Below are 16,313 nucleotides of genomic sequence, written 5' to 3'. Positions count from 1 at the left end.
AACCGGCGGTCGGCATAGCTTCACCCTATGCACTCTCCCCCGCTCCGCACCATTGTCCCGATCCGGGAGCTGCAATACCGTGTGGAGAACTCCCGTCACCCGGTGAAAGGACAGCCCATGCAGACTTCCGATCAGAACGGCCCCGGATTCAAGAAAGCCCTGAACGCCTTCGATTCGTACGCGCTGGGTTTCGGCGCCATGATCGGGTTCGGCTGGGTCGTGCTCTCGGGAGGGTGGCTTGAGGATGCCGGCACCCTCGGCGCAGCGATCGCCATGGGAGGCGGCGGACTCATCATGGCGCTGGTCGCTTACCTCTACGCGGAACTCACCTCGGCGATGCCGAAAGCGGGTGGCGAGCACCATTACCTCATGCGGGGCATGGGTCCGCGCTGGGCGTTCGTCGGCTCCTGGGGCATCACCGGCGGATACATCAGCATCGTCGCGTTCGAGGCAGTTGCACTCCCCCGCACGATTTCCTACATCTGGCCGGAGATTCTCGACAATCCCATGTATTCCATATTCGGATCGGAAGTCGCACTCACCTGGGCGCTCATCGGCGCCGTGTCAGCCGTCATCATCACTGCGATCAACTACATCGGCATCAAGGTCGCCGGGGTCGTCCAGACCTTCGTCGTCCTATTCCTCGTCGTTGTCGGCGTCCTGCTCGCGACCGGCAGCTTCATGAACGGGTCGGTCAGCAACATGGAGCCGTTCTTCACAGACTCCGCAGGCCTGTTCACCGTGCTCGTCGTCGTGCCCTTCCTGTTCGTCGGGTTCGACGTGATCCCGCAAGCCTCGGAAGAACTCAACATGAGTCCGCGCCGCATCGGACGCTTGATCGTGGTATCCGTGTTCATCGCCACGATCTGGTACGTCTTGGTGATCTTCACCTCTTCCTCCGCCATGAGTCGCGAGGCGCTCGCCGCGAGCGATCTCGCCACTGCGGACGCCATGGGCGCACTCTGGAACAGCCAGTTCATGGCGAACGTCCTCCTCGCCGGAGGAATCGCCGGAATCCTGACCTCGTGGATCGCCCTCCTGATCGGCGCGTCCCGTCTCATGTACGCCATGGGTCATTCCGGCATGCTGCCGCGCTGGTTCGGCAAGTTGCACCCCCGGTTCAACACCCCGAGCAACGCGATCCTCTTCATTGGAGCGCTCTCCGTCGCGGCACCGTTCTTCGGCACGGGAATGCTCGGTTGGCTCGTGGATTCGGGATCACCGAGCATCGTCGTGACGTACTTCCTGGTCTGCATCGTGTTCCTGATGCTTCGCCGGCGCGAGCCCCAGATGGAACGTCCGTTCCGTTCGGGGAAGGGCAAAGTCGGCGTCATGTTCGGGGTGCTCGGAGCGATTCTGACGTTCGGCCTCTTGACCCTCTACGTGCCGGGTATGCCCGCGAGCATCGACCCCATGTCCTATATCCTCTGTCTGCTGTGGTGGGCGATTGGCATGGTGTTCCTCCTCAGGATCCCGCGCGGGATCGAGGCCGGCGTGCGGACGGAGGCGATTCTGCTCAATACTCTTCGGGAGCGACGCGAGCGACGCTGACCGTAGCAGCGGAAGCCCGATCACGGAGTACCTTGCCCACGAGATCCACGACCTCGAGGATCGCCGGAGGCATAACACTATTGGCCCGGCGGATGAAGGCAATGGTGTCGTAGAGAGGCTCGGCGAACGGAGCGGTGTGGATCCCCTCGGGGAACGCACCGCTCTGGGCGACGGCACTAGACACCATGGTGTCGCCGATACCCCGGCGCACGAGTTCGAGCGCCGCCTCGAGGTACTCCACCTCGACGATGGGTTCGATCCGCAGCCCGCGCTCCTGAGCGCGCTCGCTGAGCTGCCGCCGCGTCGGGTCGTTCCAGCTATGGCTGGCGTCATAGAGCACCGAGGGACCCTGCGCGATCTGCTCGATCGTGACCGGCGAGGAGACCCGAGCCGGATCGGCGCTGGCCCACAGCACTTCGTCTCGCAGCAGGGGAAAGACCTCGAGCTCCTCGTCCGGCACGGGGAGCACGACGATGCCCGCCTCGAATCGCCCCGCTTTCACCCCTTCGACGACCTCGAACGAGTTCTGACCGAAGAGTCGCACTTGCACCTGCGGGCGACGTCGATGGAACGCTTCGACGACGTCCGGGAGGAAGTAGAAGTTCGCGTTCCGCAGCACGCCGAGAGCGATGGACCCGCGTTCGAGACCACGCAGTTCGATGAGTGCCTCATCTGCGCGATCCGCCGACTCGACGATCTGGCGCGCCCACCCCGCGAGCTCCGCCCCGGCTGCGGTGAGTTCGAGCCGGCGCCCCGTGCGAATGAAGAGTGGCAAGCCGTGGTGCTCTTCGAGCTTCCGGATCAGCGACGACACGGTCGGCTGGGCGATACCGAGGCGCGTTGCCGCTCCGGTGAACGAACCATCCTCAATCGCCGCGATGAACGCGCGCAGCTGCGTCAGTGTCATAGCTTCACCCTATGTGTTCTCAAGATCTTCGCCCCATTGTGCGTGGGTCCGATCAATTCCTAGCATGACCATATGCAGTTCACTCCCGCCCTCCTCGCCCAGTACGACGGTCGTTTCACGCGACTCAAGACACCTCTCGATACCCCTGCGGCGCAGCGGGATCCCCGCGTCGTCGAGACGGTCTCACTCATGCTCATCGACATCGAGCGGCGAGGCCTCGACGCGGTGTTGGAGTATGCCAGGGACCTCGACGGCTGGACCGGTGGTGACTTCGCGCTCTCGACAGACCGGGTCGCGAAGAGCGGCGATCGTCTCGCACCCGAGCTTCGCGAGGCGATCGAACTCGGCGCTGAGCGAACGCAGGCGTTCGCGAAACGGCAGCGCGAAGGCCTCGTCGATTTCGATGTCGAGCTCGAACCCGGCCTCCACACCGGCGTCCGATACGTACCGGTGGGTCGCGTCGGAGCCTATCTCCCTGCCGGAAGATTCCCGCTGACGGCCAGCGCGTTCATGACGGTCGGCGTCGCGAAGGCAGCCGGAGTTCCGCACGTGGCGGCGTGCACACCGCCCCAGCCCGATGGCGGCGCGAACGACGCCGTGCTCTACACGGCCCATGTGTCGGGTGTCGACCGCGTCTTCGTTCTCGGAGGGGTGCAGGCGCTCGCCGCACTGGCGTTCGGCCTCATCGATGACCTCCCAGCAGACATGCTCGTGGGCGCAGGGAACGCATACGTCGCCGAGGCGAAGCGACAGTTGTTCGGCCGGGTCGCGATCGATCTGCCGGCCGGCCCGTCAGAGGTCGCCGTCCTTTCGGACGCCGGCGCTGACCCGGCCATCGTCGCGGCCGACCTGCTCGGGCAAGCGGAGCACGGCACCAACTCCCCCGCGGCTCTCGTCACGACCGACGCGGACCACGCGGCCGCGGTGATCGTCGAGGTGGAACGGCAGCTCGAGACGCTGGCGACCGCGGACATCTGCGGGCCGGCGTGGCGGGACCACGGGTCGGTCACGGTGGCGGACTCCCCCGAGGTCGCCGTCGCGCTCATGGACGATCTGGCCCCGGAGCACCTCGAGATCCTCACAGCCGACGACGCCTGGTACCACGACCGGCTCCGCAACTACGGGTCGGTGTTCCTCGGCGAATGGAGCACGGTCGCATACTCAGACAAGGGCATGGCGGGTACGAACCACACCCTCCCGACCGCTGGCGGCGCCAAGCACAGCGCAGGCCTCTCCGTCGCGCGCTTCCTCAAGCCGCTCACCTACCAGCGCGTAGAACGCGAAGCGACGCCGCTGGTCGCCCCGGCGACCGCAACGATCTCGAGGTCGGAGGGCATGGCCGCGCATGAGGCGACGGCTCAGATGCGGCTCGATCGCTGGGAGCGGTAGCCGCGCGCCTCAGCCGGCCCGCTTCGAGATGATCTCGGTGTACCCCTCCACGTACGTGGGGAATTGGAGAGCCCCGGTGAACTCTTCGATGCGCCCGCGGAGGATCGCTCCCCCGCCAGGATCGGGTTCGAGGGCCGGCGGGAGCGCGACACCGAGGAGGTCCGCGATACACGCCACCACGTCGCCCATGGGCGCCGGAGCGCGGTCGACGGCGTGCACGAGCCCCGGTCTCGGACCGTCCTCGGCGATCAGCATCTCGAGGAGGGTCACGAGATCGGACTCGTGGATGCGGTTCGTGCCCTTCCGCATCGCGATCGGTTCCCCGGTCAGCACCTTCCGGATGAGGAACTCGCGCCCCGGGCCGTAGATCCCTGCCGGACGCACCACGTCGGCAGCGAAGAGGTCAGCCGCGGTGCGCTCGCCGGCGAGGAGCAGCTTGCCGCGATCGGTCTCCGGCTGAGGCAGGTCGTCTTCGGAGCGTTCTTCCCCTACCGGGCGCCCTTCGAACACACCCGTCGATGAAACGAACGTCACTCGCGGCGGGACCACGGGAAGCGCTGCTGCCAGGTGACGGAGCGCCGCGAGGTACGCGCTCTCCTCGAGCACGGGGGCTGGCGTACCGGGTGTGAGCGTGATCACCATGGCGTCGACTTCGGGAAGCGCGATCTCGACCGGCGCTGTGAGGTCCGCCGCGATCGGCGTGAAAGTCGATGGCAGCGCGCTCGGATCACGCCTGAGGGCGAAGATCCGTCCACCGCGTTCCACGAGCCGACGCCCGAGGCGCGTGCCGACTTTTCCCGCTCCGACGAGCAACGTGCTGCGCGGCTCCCGCTGCCCGTGCCGACCGGTCATGTCTCCCCCTGCGTGCTCTTGCTCACCCATGCTCTGCCCCATGGCTCGATCCTCCCAGAGCAAGCGCTGCAGCAACAGTAGGCTGGGCCGATGACGACCTCAGATGTCTCCGTAGCTCCGTCATCGCGGCGGGCGCCCGAGGGCGCCGGCGAGGAGCGCGTGCGCGAGGAACGGGACGGCCGCGACGAGTAACGCACCCCCGGGCAGCGGATGATCGGGCATGAGCAGGATTCCGCCGACGAGCAGGGCGAGGAACAGCACGGCCGACACCACCCGGCGTCCGACCTGCTCGAGACGCGCGATCCGCCGCTCCACTCCTGAGGTGTCGAAGGTGAGGCGCCCCTCGTCCACGTCGGTCAGAAACGCGTCGACCCTGCGCGGCATGGCGGCGAGGGTCCCGAGCGCCGTCACTGCATTGTCGGTGACTTCGCGCGCCAGGTTGCCGCGTTCCTCGCGCAGCAACTGCGACGCGTAGGGTTCCACGGCGTCCCAGAGGTTGAAGGCCGGATCGATCGAGGTGCACACTCCCGAGGTGAGTGACATCGCCCGCACGATGAGCAGGAAGTTCTCGGGGAGCTGGAACGGGAGCGACCGGATCACGTCGCGGAACTCGAGTCCGAAGTCCCGGAACTCGCGCGGATCCACCTCCCGGAGCTCGGCGAATCCCATGCCGCCGAAGCGCGAGAAGAGTGCCGTCATCGCGCGTTCGAGCTCTCGGGTATCGGCCGACGGCAGAAGCACCCCGACCTCCTCGACGGCGGCGACCACCCCTCTGCTGTTGCGAGAGGCGACCGCGATCATCAGTGCCCGCAGCCCGCGCCGGATCTCATCTGGGACCGACCCCATCATGCCGAAGTCGATGAACGCGAGGGACCAGGTGCCGTCGTCCCGCGGCGCTACGAAGATGTTTCCCGGGTGGGGGTCGGCGTGGAAGTACCCGAAGGTGAACAGCTGGTCGAACATCACGTCGGCGAAGCGCTGGGACACCTCCTGCGGATCGATCCCTGCGACGCGCAGGGCGTCGACGTCCGTGATCTTGATCGCACTCACATCCGAGAGCGTGAGCACCCGGCGCGAGGTGCGCTCCCAGACGATGTCCGGCGTGGAAACCCGATCGTCGCCGCTGAACAGCTCGGCGAAGCGCTCACCGTGCGCGGCTTCAGCGAGGTAGTCGATCTCCTCGAGACTCGTCTGCGCGAACTCCTCGACGAGCTGCGGGGCGTCAACACGATCGGAGACGAGCCGCACGCGGCTCAGCCACCCGCCGACTCGCCGGAGCGCGGCGAGGTCGACGTCCACGATCGCGTCGATCCCCGGTCGCTGCACCTTCAGCACGACTGCGGTGATGCCCGTCTCCTCGGCAAGGCTGTGCGCGAGCACTGCACGGTGCGCCTGACCGAGCGACGCCGCCGCGACGGGGCGCTCATCGACCGAGGCGAATGCACGAGCGAGTGGGATCCCGAGCTCCCGCTCGGCGAGCTCCCGGATCTCGGCGAACGCGACAGGAGGTACCTCGTCCTGCAGACCCTCGAGTTCCGCGGTGATCTCGGGCGGGAGGACATCGAGCCGGGAGGAGAGGAACTGGCCGACCTTGATCATGAGTCCACCGAGCTCGATCGCGAGGGCGTGGAAGCGCTCGGCGATCCGTTGCATGCGCCGGGTCCGTGTCCGCTCCGCGAGGCGCGCCAGCCCGAACTTCGGGAGCGCGATCTCGTACCACCACGTCTGCGCCAGATACCGCGCGGCAAACCTCAGGATCCGCCGGTAGCGCCTCCGGTGGGCCGTCACGTCAGCTCTCGGCGAGCATCGCGTAGAGCTTCCGCCGCGCCTCGGCGAGCACTTCGACCGCAGCGTCGATCTGCTCCGACGTGCCGCTCCGCTGCACCTGGGCCGCCGCCTGCGCGAGCTCGTACCCGGCCTTCGGCAAACGGCCTCCGGACGGACGATCCTTCGGAGCCGCCGTCTCCCAGGGAGCCCGGTCCGCTGCATCGGCTTCGGCTCGGCCCTCCTCCGTCAGGGTGTACGTCTTCCGTCCCGACAGTTCCTCGGCGGTGATGAGCCCCTCGTCCGCGAGGAGCTGCAGTGTCGGGTACACGGAGCCGGGGCTCGGCTTCCAGGCGCCACCGCTGCGCTGCTCGATCTCCCGGATGATCTGATACCCGTGCATGGGGCGCTCCGCGAGAAGTGCGAGCACGGCCGCGCGGACCTCGCCTCGCGCCATGCGCGGGCCTGCGACGCGCTGCTCGAAGCCGCTGCGCAGGTGCTCCATGGCGTCCCAGAATCCGGTTTCGCCGAAACCGCGTGATGTGAAGTGACCGTTCATGATGACCTCCAGAGGTTGAGTACGAACGATACTCAGCAATATATCGCCGACAGGTCGTTGCGGGAACCCCTCACACCTGTGGGTACACCGAGAGGGACGCCGAAACTCCGACGCCCCTCTCGGCGATCACGTCATTCGCGATCGTGAAGACCCGCAGACTATGCCAGGTCGACCGATTCGAGCCAGTCGCTCGCGATCTGGCCAAGGTCGTCGCCCGCATTCACGCGGCCGTTCATCTCCATGAGGTCCTCGATCGTCAGCGCGGCAGTCACCTCGTTCAGTACGTCGACCACCTCATCGGAAGCCTTGTCCGAGCTGATGAGCGGGATGATGTTCGCCGGCGGGAAGATCACCTGATCATCCTCGAGCGCCACCAGGTCGTTCTCGGCGATCGCCGGATCGCTGCTGAAGAGCATCGCCACATCGACCTGACCGTTGACCACGGCGGACAGCGAGAGCGGTCCACCGCCGTCGAGGGTCTCGTAGCGATCCGAGAAGTCGTCGCCGTAAGACTCCTCGATCGCGGGGAGACCAGTGTTGGGGCGCGTCTTCCACTCGGGCGGACCGGCGAGGGTGAAGGATCCGTCGTCGGCCTCGACGAGGTCGGAGATCGTCTCGAGACCGCCGTGCTTCTCGGAGAACTCCTGGGTCACGACGAGCGTGTTGGTGTTCTCGGCGCTCGCGGGGTCCAGAGCCATCAGCCCATCGGGAAGCGTCTCCTCGAGCTGCCCGGCGATCGCGTCACGGTCAGACGTGTCGGCTTCGGGGTCGAGCTCTTCGAGCAGGTAGCCGTTGTACTCGGGAATGAGGTCGATCGAGCCGTCCTCGAGGGCTGTGATGTAGACCTCGCGGCTGCCAATGTTCAACTGCTCCTGAACCTCCATCCCCGCGCCGCTCAGGGCCTGGGAGTAGATGGTGGCAAGCAGCTGGCTCTCGGCGAAATCGGCCGAGCCGACCGTGATCGACTCGCCAGAACCGCCCGAGTCGCCTCCGTCGTTCGCGAGCGGATCTCCCCCGCCGCCGCACGCGGTCAGCCCGAGGAGCGCGCTGATCGCCAGTCCGGCGGTCAGTCCTTTCATCTTCGTGTTCATGAGTTTCTCCTTGTCGTGGTCGGAACGCCAGGGGTGAGCCCTGGCGAGATGCTGAGGCGGGCGACGAGGGCGAACACGCCCTCGAGCACGATCGCGAGGACGATGAGCAGGATCGCGCCACCTGCCATCTCGGCGTAGTTGTTGCCTGCGCGCCCGTCGATGATGAATCTGCCGAGGCCCTGCAGCGAGACGAATGCGGCGACGGTTGCCGTCGACACCACCTGCAGCGTCGATGCGCGCACTCCAGACAGCGCGAGGGGCAGCGCGCAGGGAAGCTCGATCTTCCAGACGATCTGCCACGTCGAGTACCCCATGCCTCGAGCCGCGTCGATCGCCGACCGGTCGATCGCGCGGATCCCGCTCGCGACCCCGCTGAGAATCGGCGGTACCGCGAGCAGCACCAGCACTATGAGAGCCGGGATCACGAAGGCCAGACGATTCGCGAGGATCGGGGCGAAGATGAGCACGAGGAGGATCAGAAGGCCGATCGTGGGGAGCGCGCGCATGGCGTTCACCGATCCCATGATGAGGCTCTCGCCCTTGCCGGTGTGCCCGATGAAGACGCCGAGGGGCACCGCGATCGCGGCGGCGATCAGCACCGTGACGGCGGAGTACCAGAGGTGGGTGACGGTCTGGAACGGGATCGACCCGCTCCCCGACCAGTTGGCCGGATCGGTGAGCCAGGAGAAGACGTCCATCAGAGCGCTCCCTTCCGGGCCCACGGCGTCAGGATGCGGCCGAGCAGCACCAGGAGACGATCGAGCAGGAGTGCGAGCAGGAGGCAGATCACGAGACCCGTGACGATGGGCACGAGAAGGTTTCTCGTGAACCCGAGCGTGAACAGCGTGCCGAGCTGCTCGACGCCGATGATCGCCGCCATCGTCGTGATCGAGATGTTGGTCACCACGACCACCCGGAGCCCGCTGAGGATCGCCGGGACTGCGATGGGCAGCTGGACCTTGAAGAAGGTCTCCGACCGCTTGAAGCCCATCCCCTCGGCCGCCTGGACGGACTCCGTCGGCACGGCGCTGAGCCCGTCGGCCACGACCCGCGTGAGCAACGCAACGCTGTAGATGACCAGAGCGACGACGACGTTGATCGGGTCGAGGATCCGGGTACCGAGAAACTGCGGCAGCAGGATGAAGAGCGCGAGCGACGGCAGCGTGAAGAAGAGGCTCGTCCCGCCCACGATCGGCAGGTATGCCCGCCGCCAGTGATGGGCGACGTACCCGAGCGGAACGGCGATCAGCAGACCGATCGCGGTGGGCAGGAGCGTCAGCCAGATGTGGGTGAGTGTCAGGCTCCAGATCTGGTTCGCGTTCGAGACGACCCAGTCGAAGTTCACCGCGCCGCCGCCCGTTCCTCGCCGAGGGCGTCGACCGCCGACCTGATGACCTCGTCGAGGTGCACCGTCCCTGCGTATGTGCCGTCATCGTGCGCGAGGATCGCTGAACCCTCAGGGCTCGCGAGTGCCGCGTCGAGCAGTTCACGTCGCGTGCCGCTGCCGAGCGCGACCGCCGACGCGGTCTGCACGTCGTCAGCGGTCGTCCGAGCGCCGACCCGCGCGGGCTGCACCCATCCGAGCGGACGGCGATCCTGATCGACCGCCACGACCCATGGTTCATCGGCGGCGATCGCAGCGGCGCCCAGGGTGAACACGGGCGTCTGCCGCGGCTCGAGATCGCGAATCGATTCGAACCCGAGCGCGTGGTACCCGCGGGACGCCCCGAGGAAGTCCGCGACGAAGCGGTTCGCCGGGCGAGCCAGGATCTCCGCCGGCGTCCCGCTCTGAGCGACGACTCCCCCGTCAGAGAAGACGACGATCTGGTCGCCGAGGCGCAGCGCCTCGTCGATGTCGTGCGTCACCATGAGGATCGTCTTCGCGAGGTCGCCTTGGATACGCAGGAACTCGCTCTGCAGCTGCTTGCGCACGATCGGATCGACGGCGCTGAACGGCTCGTCCATAAGCATGTAGGGCGGGTCGGCGGCCAGCGCCCGCGCTACGCCCACGCGCTGCTGCTGCCCGCCTGACAGCTGCCACGGGTACCGCTTCGCGTACGAATCGTCCAGCCCCACGAGGGTGAGCAGTTCGCGCGCCCTGGTCCTGGCCTCGGCTCGCTTCACCCCGTTCAGGTAGGGCACGGCGCAGATGTTGTCGATGACTGTCTGGTGCGGGAACAGGCCCGCATTCTGTATCACATAGCCGATGCTGCGGCGCATTTGGATCCGGTCGATCTGGCCACTGTCCTCGCCGCCGAGCAGGATTCTGCCGCTCGTCGGCTCGATGAGGCGGTTCACCATGCGCAGCGTGGTGGTCTTGCCGCAGCCCGACGGGCCTACCAGCACGGTGATCTTGCCCGTCGGAGCGGTGATGGTGAGGTCGTCGACCGCAGTGGTGCCATCGTCGTAGACCTTGGTGACGTCAGAGAATTCGATCATGGCGTGGTGACTGCGAGGTCTTCCGTTCGTGAGGCGTGACGGTGGATCGAGAGCGGTGTCGAGTGAATCGTGATCCCTAACGGTAGCGAGCGAGCGGAGGCATCTCCACCTGTGCAGGGTGTTCCGCGCGATTCTGCCACCTCGTCGCGAGGCGCACACATCGGGGACCGCGGCCGTCCGCACCGCATCGCATCGGCGCGGATCCCTTACGCCAACTGGGATCGGGCCGGGTTTCAGCCGCGTTCTGCGATGGGATCAACAGCCGAACCGATAACGAACGAATAAAGATTGCGTGTGAGCCGCCCCCTTGACAGGGCGCCGTGAGAACGACAGTCCGTTCAGAGCGTGGTCAGCGGGGCCCCTGCTGAGGCGCCCGCTCTCCACGGAGATACTCTGCGGTGAGCGCGACTCGGCGCTCCGGATCCGCGGAGAGGCGCGCGAGCAGATCCAGCGCATCGTCTCCTGGGATCTCCGCGATCGCCTGGGTCAGCCGCAAACGAGCATCGGCGTCCGAGCCGTCGAGGGCCCCCTCTATCGCGCGCACCACGCGCCCCTGCTGTTCAGGGTCGCGCGCGAGAAGGCCGAGCGCCTCGGACGCCTCGACGTCGCGATCCCCGCTGACCACCAGGCTGATGAGCGGGGCGAGAGTGCGCGCCTCTCCATCCTCACCGCCGACAATGGCCGCCCAGCCCCGGACGAACGGATCCTCGTGCTCGATCATCGACGCCAGAGCGCGCCGAGCCACGGGGGTCGCGATCTTGCGCAGAGCCAGAACCGCCCTCTGGCGCCTCGAGGCGGCGGGGTCCCCGAGCGCGTCGGTGAGCGCCGGTACCGCGTCATCGCCCGCCTGCGCGAGGGCCCAGTCGAGTGCGCCGGCGGTATTCAGGTCCTGCTCGCTCAAGACCGCTTCGACCAGTACATCCAGGTGCCTGAGGCCGTGCAGGTCGCTGCCCAATCGATGCGCCAGATGCTGCCGGAGTGACGCATCGCCTGCGCCGAGACCGCGGAGCAGTTCGACGGCACTCAGCACCTGGTCCCAGTCCCCCGGCTCTCCCGCACGCACACGCTCGAGACGCTCGAGCAGTTCGCCCTCGCGCAGCATGCGCTCCCGCGTCCGGAGTACGAGCTCGTCGATCATCGCGACCGGCGTGAAATCCGACGCGTCCAGCGCCTCGCCGATCTCGTGCAGACTGAGCCCCAGCGTCCTGAGGCTCTCCACCGCGAACAGCCGATGCACATCAGCTGCGACGTATTCGCGATACCCGCCAGCCGTGCGCCCCGCAGGGCACACCAGGCCGAGCGAGTCGTAGTGCCGCAGTATTCTGACGCTCACCCCCGACCGCTTCGCGACTTCGCCGATCAGCATCGCCCGCCCTCATCCACTCTGCCGGGGTGCCGCGTCCAGCGCGACCGCACGTCGCGCCTCGGCGATGAGGTCGGTGAAACCGGCCTCGGGGTCTTCTCGCAGGCGTGCCGTGGCGATCGCGTGCGCGCGCACCTCGGGATCGGCATCGCGCCGCGCTCGAGCGATGGCGGGTGCGGCAGCATCGCCGAGCTCGACGAACGCACGACTGAGACTGCGACGCACCTCGTCGCCGCCCCTCGCGAACTGCGTGGCCAGCGTTTCGGCGAGGGTCGCCGCGTCCGCGCTCCCCGGCACCAGTCCGGCGGCGGCGCGCCAGGCGGCCCTGGCCACCTCGTCGTCCTCGTCGAGCAGCAGTGAGGCCGTGATCTCGGGATAGGCTCGCGGGTCCCCGATCTTCGACAGCGTGTGGAGGGCCTGACTCCTGGCCTGGGGTTCCGGCCGGCGCAGTTCCGACAGCAGCAGGTCGAACGTGACTGACGGATCGTGCCTGACCAGGGCCCAGGTCAGCATGTCGCGGACGAAGAAGTCGGGTTCGACGGCGCACTGCGCGAGCAGTACCGCGACGAACGCGTCGTCGGGGCGGGATCCGGCGTCGAGCGCTGCTTGCAGACGGGTCGACGAGTCAGGTGCCGTGAACGCGGCGGCGAGGGCTGATGCCTGATTCTGTGTCATGGGAGCCTCCGATGCTGTGTGCCGCGGTACGCGCGGTGCACCCTCGATTACACAGCCTCTCACGATGTGAGGGTCAAGGGCGCACGCTTGCATTATTTTCGTCAAGCCTCGATAATTTGAGTTCAGACAAGCGAACCGAGGTGACTGGTGCGAGGATGCGATCCCGACAACCCCCGACCCATCGATGTCCTGTGCATCGGAGAGACGATGGCCCTCGTGGTGCCGGCCTCCGCCGTACCGGTCGAGCGCGCGGACGACTTCCGGGTGGAGGCGGGCGGCGCCGAATCGAACGTCGCGTCGCACCTCGCCTCGGCCGGCCGTCGCGCGGAGTGGTTCAGCGCACTGGGCGATGATGCACTCGGCCGGAGAACACTGTCCAGGATCGCCGCGCACGGCGTCGCAACCGAGCGGGTGCGACTGGACCCCTCGGCCCCGACCGGCCTGTACGTCAAGGACCCGGGCAACGGCGTGACCTACTACCGCCGCGGCTCCGCGGCTTCCCGCCTCTCCCCCGACGACCTCACCGGCATCGATTGGACCGAGGTCGGGGTACTCCACCTCTCGGGCATCACCCTGGCTCTGTCCGATTCCTGTCGCGCACTCGTCCACGCAGCTATCGACGAGGCACGAGCCGCAGGCGCGCTCATCAGCTTCGACGTGAATCACCGGCCGGCGCTCTGGCCGAGCCTCGCCGTCGCCGCCGAGGTGATTCGCGAGACCGCGCTCCGCGCCGACATCGTGCTCGTCGGGCGCGATGAAGCGGAGACACTCTGGGGGACGACCACGGCCGCCGACGTACGCAGCGTCTTCTCCGCCGCCCCGCACCTCGTTGTCAAGGACGCCGATATCGAGGCTGTCGAGTTCTCGTCCGCGGGCACCACCACCGTCCCAGCGCTTCGTGTCGACGTCGTCGAGGCCGTTGGCGCCGGTGACGCGTTCGCGGCGGGCTGGCTCGACGGATTCCTCGCCGGTGACGACGCCGCGGCACGCGTTGCACGGGGCCACGCCTGCGCCGCGCGAGCCCTCTCCAGCACGCACGACGTACCCACGAACCACCTGCCGACCTCAGACTCGGCCGGCACCCCGACCGCCACGGAAGGAAGCGCACGATCATGATCGATTCCCCCTCAGCAAGCGACGAATGGTTCACGGAGGCGTTCGCGCGGGCGCCCATCATGGCGATCCTGCGCGGCATGGGCGTCGAGCGCAGCCTCGAACTCGCCGGCGTCGCCTGGGATCTCGGCATCGATGCCGTCGAGGTCCCCATTCAGTCCGATGAGGATCGCGACGCCCTCGCCGCGGTCGTCGCCGCCGGGCGCGAACGCGGGAAGCAGGTCGGCGCCGGAACCATCATCGACGATGAGACCGTGCAGCTCGCCGCCGAGGCGGGAGCCGCGTTCACCGTCAGTCCGGGGTTCGATATCGACGTGGTCCGTGCCAGCGAGGCGGCCGGCATGCCGTCGCTGCCCGGCGTCGCCACCGCGACCGAGGTGCAGCTCGCACGCCTGGCCGGGCTCCGCTGGCTCAAGGCGTTCCCCGCTTCGGTGCTCGGTACCGAGTGGTTCACGACGATGCGAGGCCCCTTCCCCGACATCAACTTCATCGCCACGGGCGGCATGAACGCCAGGAACGCACCCCAGTTCCTCGCCGCCGGAGTGCGTGTCGTCGCCGTCGGCTCCGCACTCGCCGACCCTGAAGAACTCGCACGACTCGCAGAGGTGATGCCCCGATGACCGCGCGCACCGTCACACCAGACGACAAGTCTTTCCCACTCGACCTCGCCGGTCGTGCGATCGACCACCTTGGCGTTCCGATCGCCGAGTTCTCGACCCCGCTCTTCGTGCTCGAGGCGGAGGCGCTGCAGCACAACCTGGATGCCATGGCCGCGTGGACCGCACGTCGCGGTCTCGAGCTCATGCCCCACGGCAAGACGACCATGGCCCCCGAACTCTGGCGGAGGCAACTCGCGGCCGGCGCGACCGGCATCACGGTGGCGACGGGCTGGCAGGCCGATGTCGCACTGCGCGCCAGAGTGCCGACGGTGCAAATCGCGAATGGCTGCACCGATCCGCAACTCCTGCTCCGGCTCTCCGCCTGGCTCGATGCGCACCCTGATCAGGAGCTCGTCTGCTGGGTTGACTCGGTCGCGACGGTCGAGCGCATGGAACGCATTCTGCCGAGCGGCTGCCGGATCGGTGTGCTGGTCGAGCTCGGTGCTACCGGAGGCCGGACCGGTGCCAGGGACGAGAATGACGCCGTCACGATCGCCGAGCGGGTCGCCGCGTCGGATCGCCTCACGCTGCGCGGCGTCTCAGGGTACGAGGGCGCGCTCGCGCACGATCGATCCCCCGAGGGTCTCGCCGCCGTCAGCACTTACTGCGACCGCCTCGCGGCACTCGTGGACCGGGTGCGTCCGCTCGTGAGCGGGACGCCGTGGGTGACCGCGGGAGGGAGCGCGTTCTTCGACCTCGTCGCCGACAGTCTCGGCAGGGTCGACGATGCGCGCGCCATCCTCCGCTCTGGCGCCTACCTCGTGCACGACAGCGGTTTCTACCGCGGTATCTCACCGCTCGACGCTTCGCGCGACACCGGGGACGATGTGCCGCTCATCCCGGCGATGTTCGCGTACGCGCGTGTCGTGTCGCAGCCGGAACCCGGTCTCGCGCTTCTCGACGCCGGCAAGCGGGACATCCCGTTCGACGAGGGACTCCCGGTCGTCATCGGAGCCTCGGCCGAGCTCGGCGGCACCCAGCGCGAGATCGACGCCGAGATCACGGCCCTCAACGACCAGCACACGTTCCTGCGCTGGAAGGGCGACGCATCGGTCAGGATCGGTGACGTCGTGAAACTCGGCCTCTCCCACCCCTGCACGGCGTTCGACAAGTGGCGACTCGTGCCGATCGCCGACCGCGACGGAGTGGTGACGGAGGCCGTGGAGACGTTCTTCTGACGCGCTCCGCGCACCTATCCGCGACGCACCTCGTCGAGGTACCCGTAAACGGTGACCCTGGAGACCCCGAGGCGCGCAGAAACCTTGTCGGCCGCCCGCTTGATGTGGAAGGCACCGCGCGCCTCGAGCAGGCGCAGCACCTCGATGCGATCCGCCTTGCTCATGCCAGGCGCCGGTTTGCCCACCATGGCGATCGCTTCGGAGATCATGTCGTCGAGCACACTGGAGACGTCGGGGCCGACGAGCTCGTGCGGGACCGCGCTCACCGCTGTCTCCGCGCCTGGCAGCAGTGCGGCGATGGCGTTCGCCGCGGTCTGCATCGGCGTCAGGTCGAGGTTGATGCAGAAGGCGGCGATGATGCGCCCCTCGGGGTTCCGGTAGTACACCGACGAGCTGATGAGCTCTCGACCGTCCGACGTACGGCCGCGGTAACCGAACGCGTTGTGGTCGGCATCCGGGTCGCGGAGCACCTCGACGCCCAGGTTCGTCGACGGGCCGCCGACACTTCTGCCGCTCACGTGACCGTTGACGATCGCGTAGACCGAGTGGTCCAAGTCGCCTGCGCTGAGGTCGTGAAGCACGATCTCGCAGTGGTCGCCGACGACACCGGCGATGGCGTGCATCACCGGCTCGAGGGTGCGATGGGCCTCCTCGATATCGGCGAAAGTGGTGTCGCTCGCGGGCATCAGGCTGGTCACTGGGCTCTCCGATCTGTCTGACTCTTCATTGTGTCATGCCACTCACAATCTGTATCCATAATTTCTGGCAAGCAT

General features: G+C 67.5%; 16 protein-coding genes. 5 read left to right on the top strand and 11 right to left on the bottom strand.

All coding sequences use genetic code 11. The features are described from left to right. The first annotated feature begins 117 nt into the window (after window positions 1–117). Window positions 118–1,551: an APC family permease gene (locus K8P10_RS07245; protein WP_224781127.1), complete on the top strand. Its 1,434-nt coding sequence runs from the start codon at window positions 118–120 to the stop codon at window positions 1,549–1,551. Here the strand turns inward: K8P10_RS07245 and K8P10_RS07240 are convergent. Next, on the bottom strand, window positions 1,517–2,458 hold the full coding sequence (locus K8P10_RS07240) for a LysR family transcriptional regulator (protein WP_224781126.1): 942 nt from the start codon (window positions 2,456–2,458) through the stop codon (window positions 1,517–1,519). The genes K8P10_RS07245 and K8P10_RS07240 overlap by 35 nt on opposite strands. Window positions 2,459–2,530: 72 nt before the next feature. Here K8P10_RS07240 and hisD point away from each other — a divergent pair, with 72 nt between their 5' ends. Then, complete coding sequence (gene hisD / locus K8P10_RS07235; protein ID WP_224781125.1) at window positions 2,531–3,847, top strand: histidinol dehydrogenase; 1,317 nt, start codon at window positions 2,531–2,533, stop codon at window positions 3,845–3,847. Between the two features lie 9 nt (window positions 3,848–3,856). Here hisD and K8P10_RS07230 read toward each other — a convergent pair whose 3' ends face one another. From K8P10_RS07230 to K8P10_RS07190, 9 genes are all read right to left on the bottom strand, one after another. Further along, window positions 3,857–4,741: an SDR family NAD(P)-dependent oxidoreductase gene (locus K8P10_RS07230; protein WP_224781124.1), complete on the bottom strand. Its 885-nt coding sequence runs from the start codon at window positions 4,739–4,741 to the stop codon at window positions 3,857–3,859. A 78-nt stretch (window positions 4,742–4,819) separates the two neighbouring features. Continuing rightward, window positions 4,820–6,487 carry an AarF/ABC1/UbiB kinase family protein gene (locus K8P10_RS07225; protein WP_224781123.1) on the bottom strand — a complete coding sequence of 556 codons (1,668 nt, stop codon included), beginning with the start codon at window positions 6,485–6,487 and terminating at the stop codon, window positions 4,820–4,822. Between the two features lies 1 nt (window position 6,488). Continuing rightward, window positions 6,489–7,022, bottom strand: a complete 534-nt coding sequence (locus tag K8P10_RS07220; protein ID WP_224781122.1) for a PadR family transcriptional regulator — start codon at window positions 7,020–7,022, stop codon at window positions 6,489–6,491. A gap of 158 nt (window positions 7,023–7,180) precedes the next feature. Beyond that, the gene (locus K8P10_RS07215; protein WP_224781121.1) at window positions 7,181–8,113 is read right to left on the bottom strand and encodes an ABC transporter substrate-binding protein; all 933 of its coding nucleotides are present in this window, start codon (window positions 8,111–8,113) and stop codon (window positions 7,181–7,183) included. Then, window positions 8,110–8,811: an ABC transporter permease gene (locus K8P10_RS07210; protein WP_224781120.1), complete on the bottom strand. Its 702-nt coding sequence runs from the start codon at window positions 8,809–8,811 to the stop codon at window positions 8,110–8,112. Before K8P10_RS07210 ends, K8P10_RS07215 begins: the two co-directional genes overlap by 4 nt. Beyond that, window positions 8,811–9,458 (bottom strand): ABC transporter permease, encoded by a 648-nt coding sequence (locus K8P10_RS07205; protein WP_224781119.1) that lies wholly within the window; start codon window positions 9,456–9,458, stop codon window positions 8,811–8,813. The genes K8P10_RS07210 and K8P10_RS07205 overlap by 1 nt, the downstream gene beginning before the upstream one ends. Beyond that, window positions 9,455–10,552, bottom strand: a complete 1,098-nt coding sequence (locus tag K8P10_RS07200; RefSeq protein ID WP_224781118.1) for an ABC transporter ATP-binding protein — start codon at window positions 10,550–10,552, stop codon at window positions 9,455–9,457. The genes K8P10_RS07205 and K8P10_RS07200 overlap by 4 nt, the downstream gene beginning before the upstream one ends. A 349-nt stretch (window positions 10,553–10,901) precedes the next feature. Then, a complete protein-coding gene (locus K8P10_RS07195) occupies window positions 10,902–11,918 on the bottom strand; it encodes a MerR family transcriptional regulator (RefSeq protein ID WP_224781117.1) in 1,017 nt (338 codons plus the stop codon). Window positions 11,919–11,927: 9 nt separating this feature from the next. Next, a complete protein-coding gene (locus K8P10_RS07190; RefSeq protein ID WP_224781116.1) occupies window positions 11,928–12,590 on the bottom strand; it encodes a HEAT repeat domain-containing protein in 663 nt (220 codons plus the stop codon). A 147-nt stretch (window positions 12,591–12,737) separates the two neighbouring features. Between K8P10_RS07190 and K8P10_RS07185 the strand changes: the two genes are divergently transcribed. Genes K8P10_RS07185 through K8P10_RS07175 form a run of 3 tightly spaced genes read left to right on the top strand, consistent with a single transcriptional unit; the run spans window position 12,738 to window position 15,540 of the window. Further along, a complete protein-coding gene (locus K8P10_RS07185; protein ID WP_224781115.1) occupies window positions 12,738–13,706 on the top strand; it encodes a sugar kinase in 969 nt (322 codons plus the stop codon). Then, window positions 13,703–14,323, top strand: coding sequence for a bifunctional 4-hydroxy-2-oxoglutarate aldolase/2-dehydro-3-deoxy-phosphogluconate aldolase (locus K8P10_RS07180; protein ID WP_224781114.1), 621 nt, complete (start codon window positions 13,703–13,705; stop codon window positions 14,321–14,323). The genes K8P10_RS07185 and K8P10_RS07180 overlap by 4 nt, the downstream gene beginning before the upstream one ends. Next, window positions 14,320–15,540, top strand: a complete 1,221-nt coding sequence (locus tag K8P10_RS07175; protein ID WP_224781113.1) for a hypothetical protein — start codon at window positions 14,320–14,322, stop codon at window positions 15,538–15,540. Before K8P10_RS07180 ends, K8P10_RS07175 begins: the two co-directional genes overlap by 4 nt. A 14-nt stretch (window positions 15,541–15,554) precedes the next feature. On the opposite strand, the gene K8P10_RS07170 is transcribed toward K8P10_RS07175, so the two are convergent. Continuing rightward, window positions 15,555–16,238 (bottom strand): transcriptional regulator, encoded by a 684-nt coding sequence (locus K8P10_RS07170; RefSeq protein ID WP_224781112.1) that lies wholly within the window; start codon window positions 16,236–16,238, stop codon window positions 15,555–15,557. Between the last annotated feature and the right edge of the window lie 75 nt (window positions 16,239–16,313).

Origin of the sequence: Leucobacter sp. Psy1 (genome assembly GCF_020096995.1) — a bacterium.
In the GTDB taxonomy this organism is placed as follows: Bacteria; Actinomycetota; Actinomycetes; order Actinomycetales; family Microbacteriaceae; genus Leucobacter.
The sequence above is the reverse complement of the archived record's forward strand: the minus strand, read 5'-3'. Positions and strand labels throughout refer to the sequence as shown.

Bases quoted from the DNA above. Each gene is read 5' to 3' on its own strand.
- K8P10_RS07240 (WP_224781126.1), bottom strand. From the start codon at position 2,458: ATGACACTGACGCAGCTGCGCGCGTTCATCGCGGCGATTGAGGATGGT.
- K8P10_RS07215 (WP_224781121.1), bottom strand. From the start codon at position 8,113: ATGAACACGAAGATGAAAGGACTGACCGCCGGACTGGCGATCAGCGCG.
- K8P10_RS07230 (WP_224781124.1), bottom strand. From the start codon at position 4,741: ATGGGGCAGAGCATGGGTGAGCAAGAGCACGCAGGGGGAGACATGACC.
- K8P10_RS07195 (WP_224781117.1), bottom strand. From the start codon at position 11,918: ATGCTGATCGGCGAAGTCGCGAAGCGGTCGGGGGTGAGCGTCAGAATA.
- hisD (WP_224781125.1), top strand. From the start codon at position 2,531: ATGCAGTTCACTCCCGCCCTCCTCGCCCAGTACGACGGTCGTTTCACG.
- K8P10_RS07220 (WP_224781122.1), bottom strand. From the start codon at position 7,022: ATGAACGGTCACTTCACATCACGCGGTTTCGGCGAAACCGGATTCTGG.
- K8P10_RS07210 (WP_224781120.1), bottom strand. From the start codon at position 8,811: ATGGACGTCTTCTCCTGGCTCACCGATCCGGCCAACTGGTCGGGGAGC.
- K8P10_RS07200 (WP_224781118.1), bottom strand. From the start codon at position 10,552: ATGATCGAATTCTCTGACGTCACCAAGGTCTACGACGATGGCACCACT.
- K8P10_RS07180 (WP_224781114.1), top strand. From the start codon at position 13,703: ATGATCGATTCCCCCTCAGCAAGCGACGAATGGTTCACGGAGGCGTTC.
- K8P10_RS07190 (WP_224781116.1), bottom strand. From the start codon at position 12,590: ATGACACAGAATCAGGCATCAGCCCTCGCCGCCGCGTTCACGGCACCT.
- K8P10_RS07175 (WP_224781113.1), top strand. From the start codon at position 14,320: ATGACCGCGCGCACCGTCACACCAGACGACAAGTCTTTCCCACTCGAC.
- K8P10_RS07245 (WP_224781127.1), top strand. From the start codon at position 118: ATGCAGACTTCCGATCAGAACGGCCCCGGATTCAAGAAAGCCCTGAAC.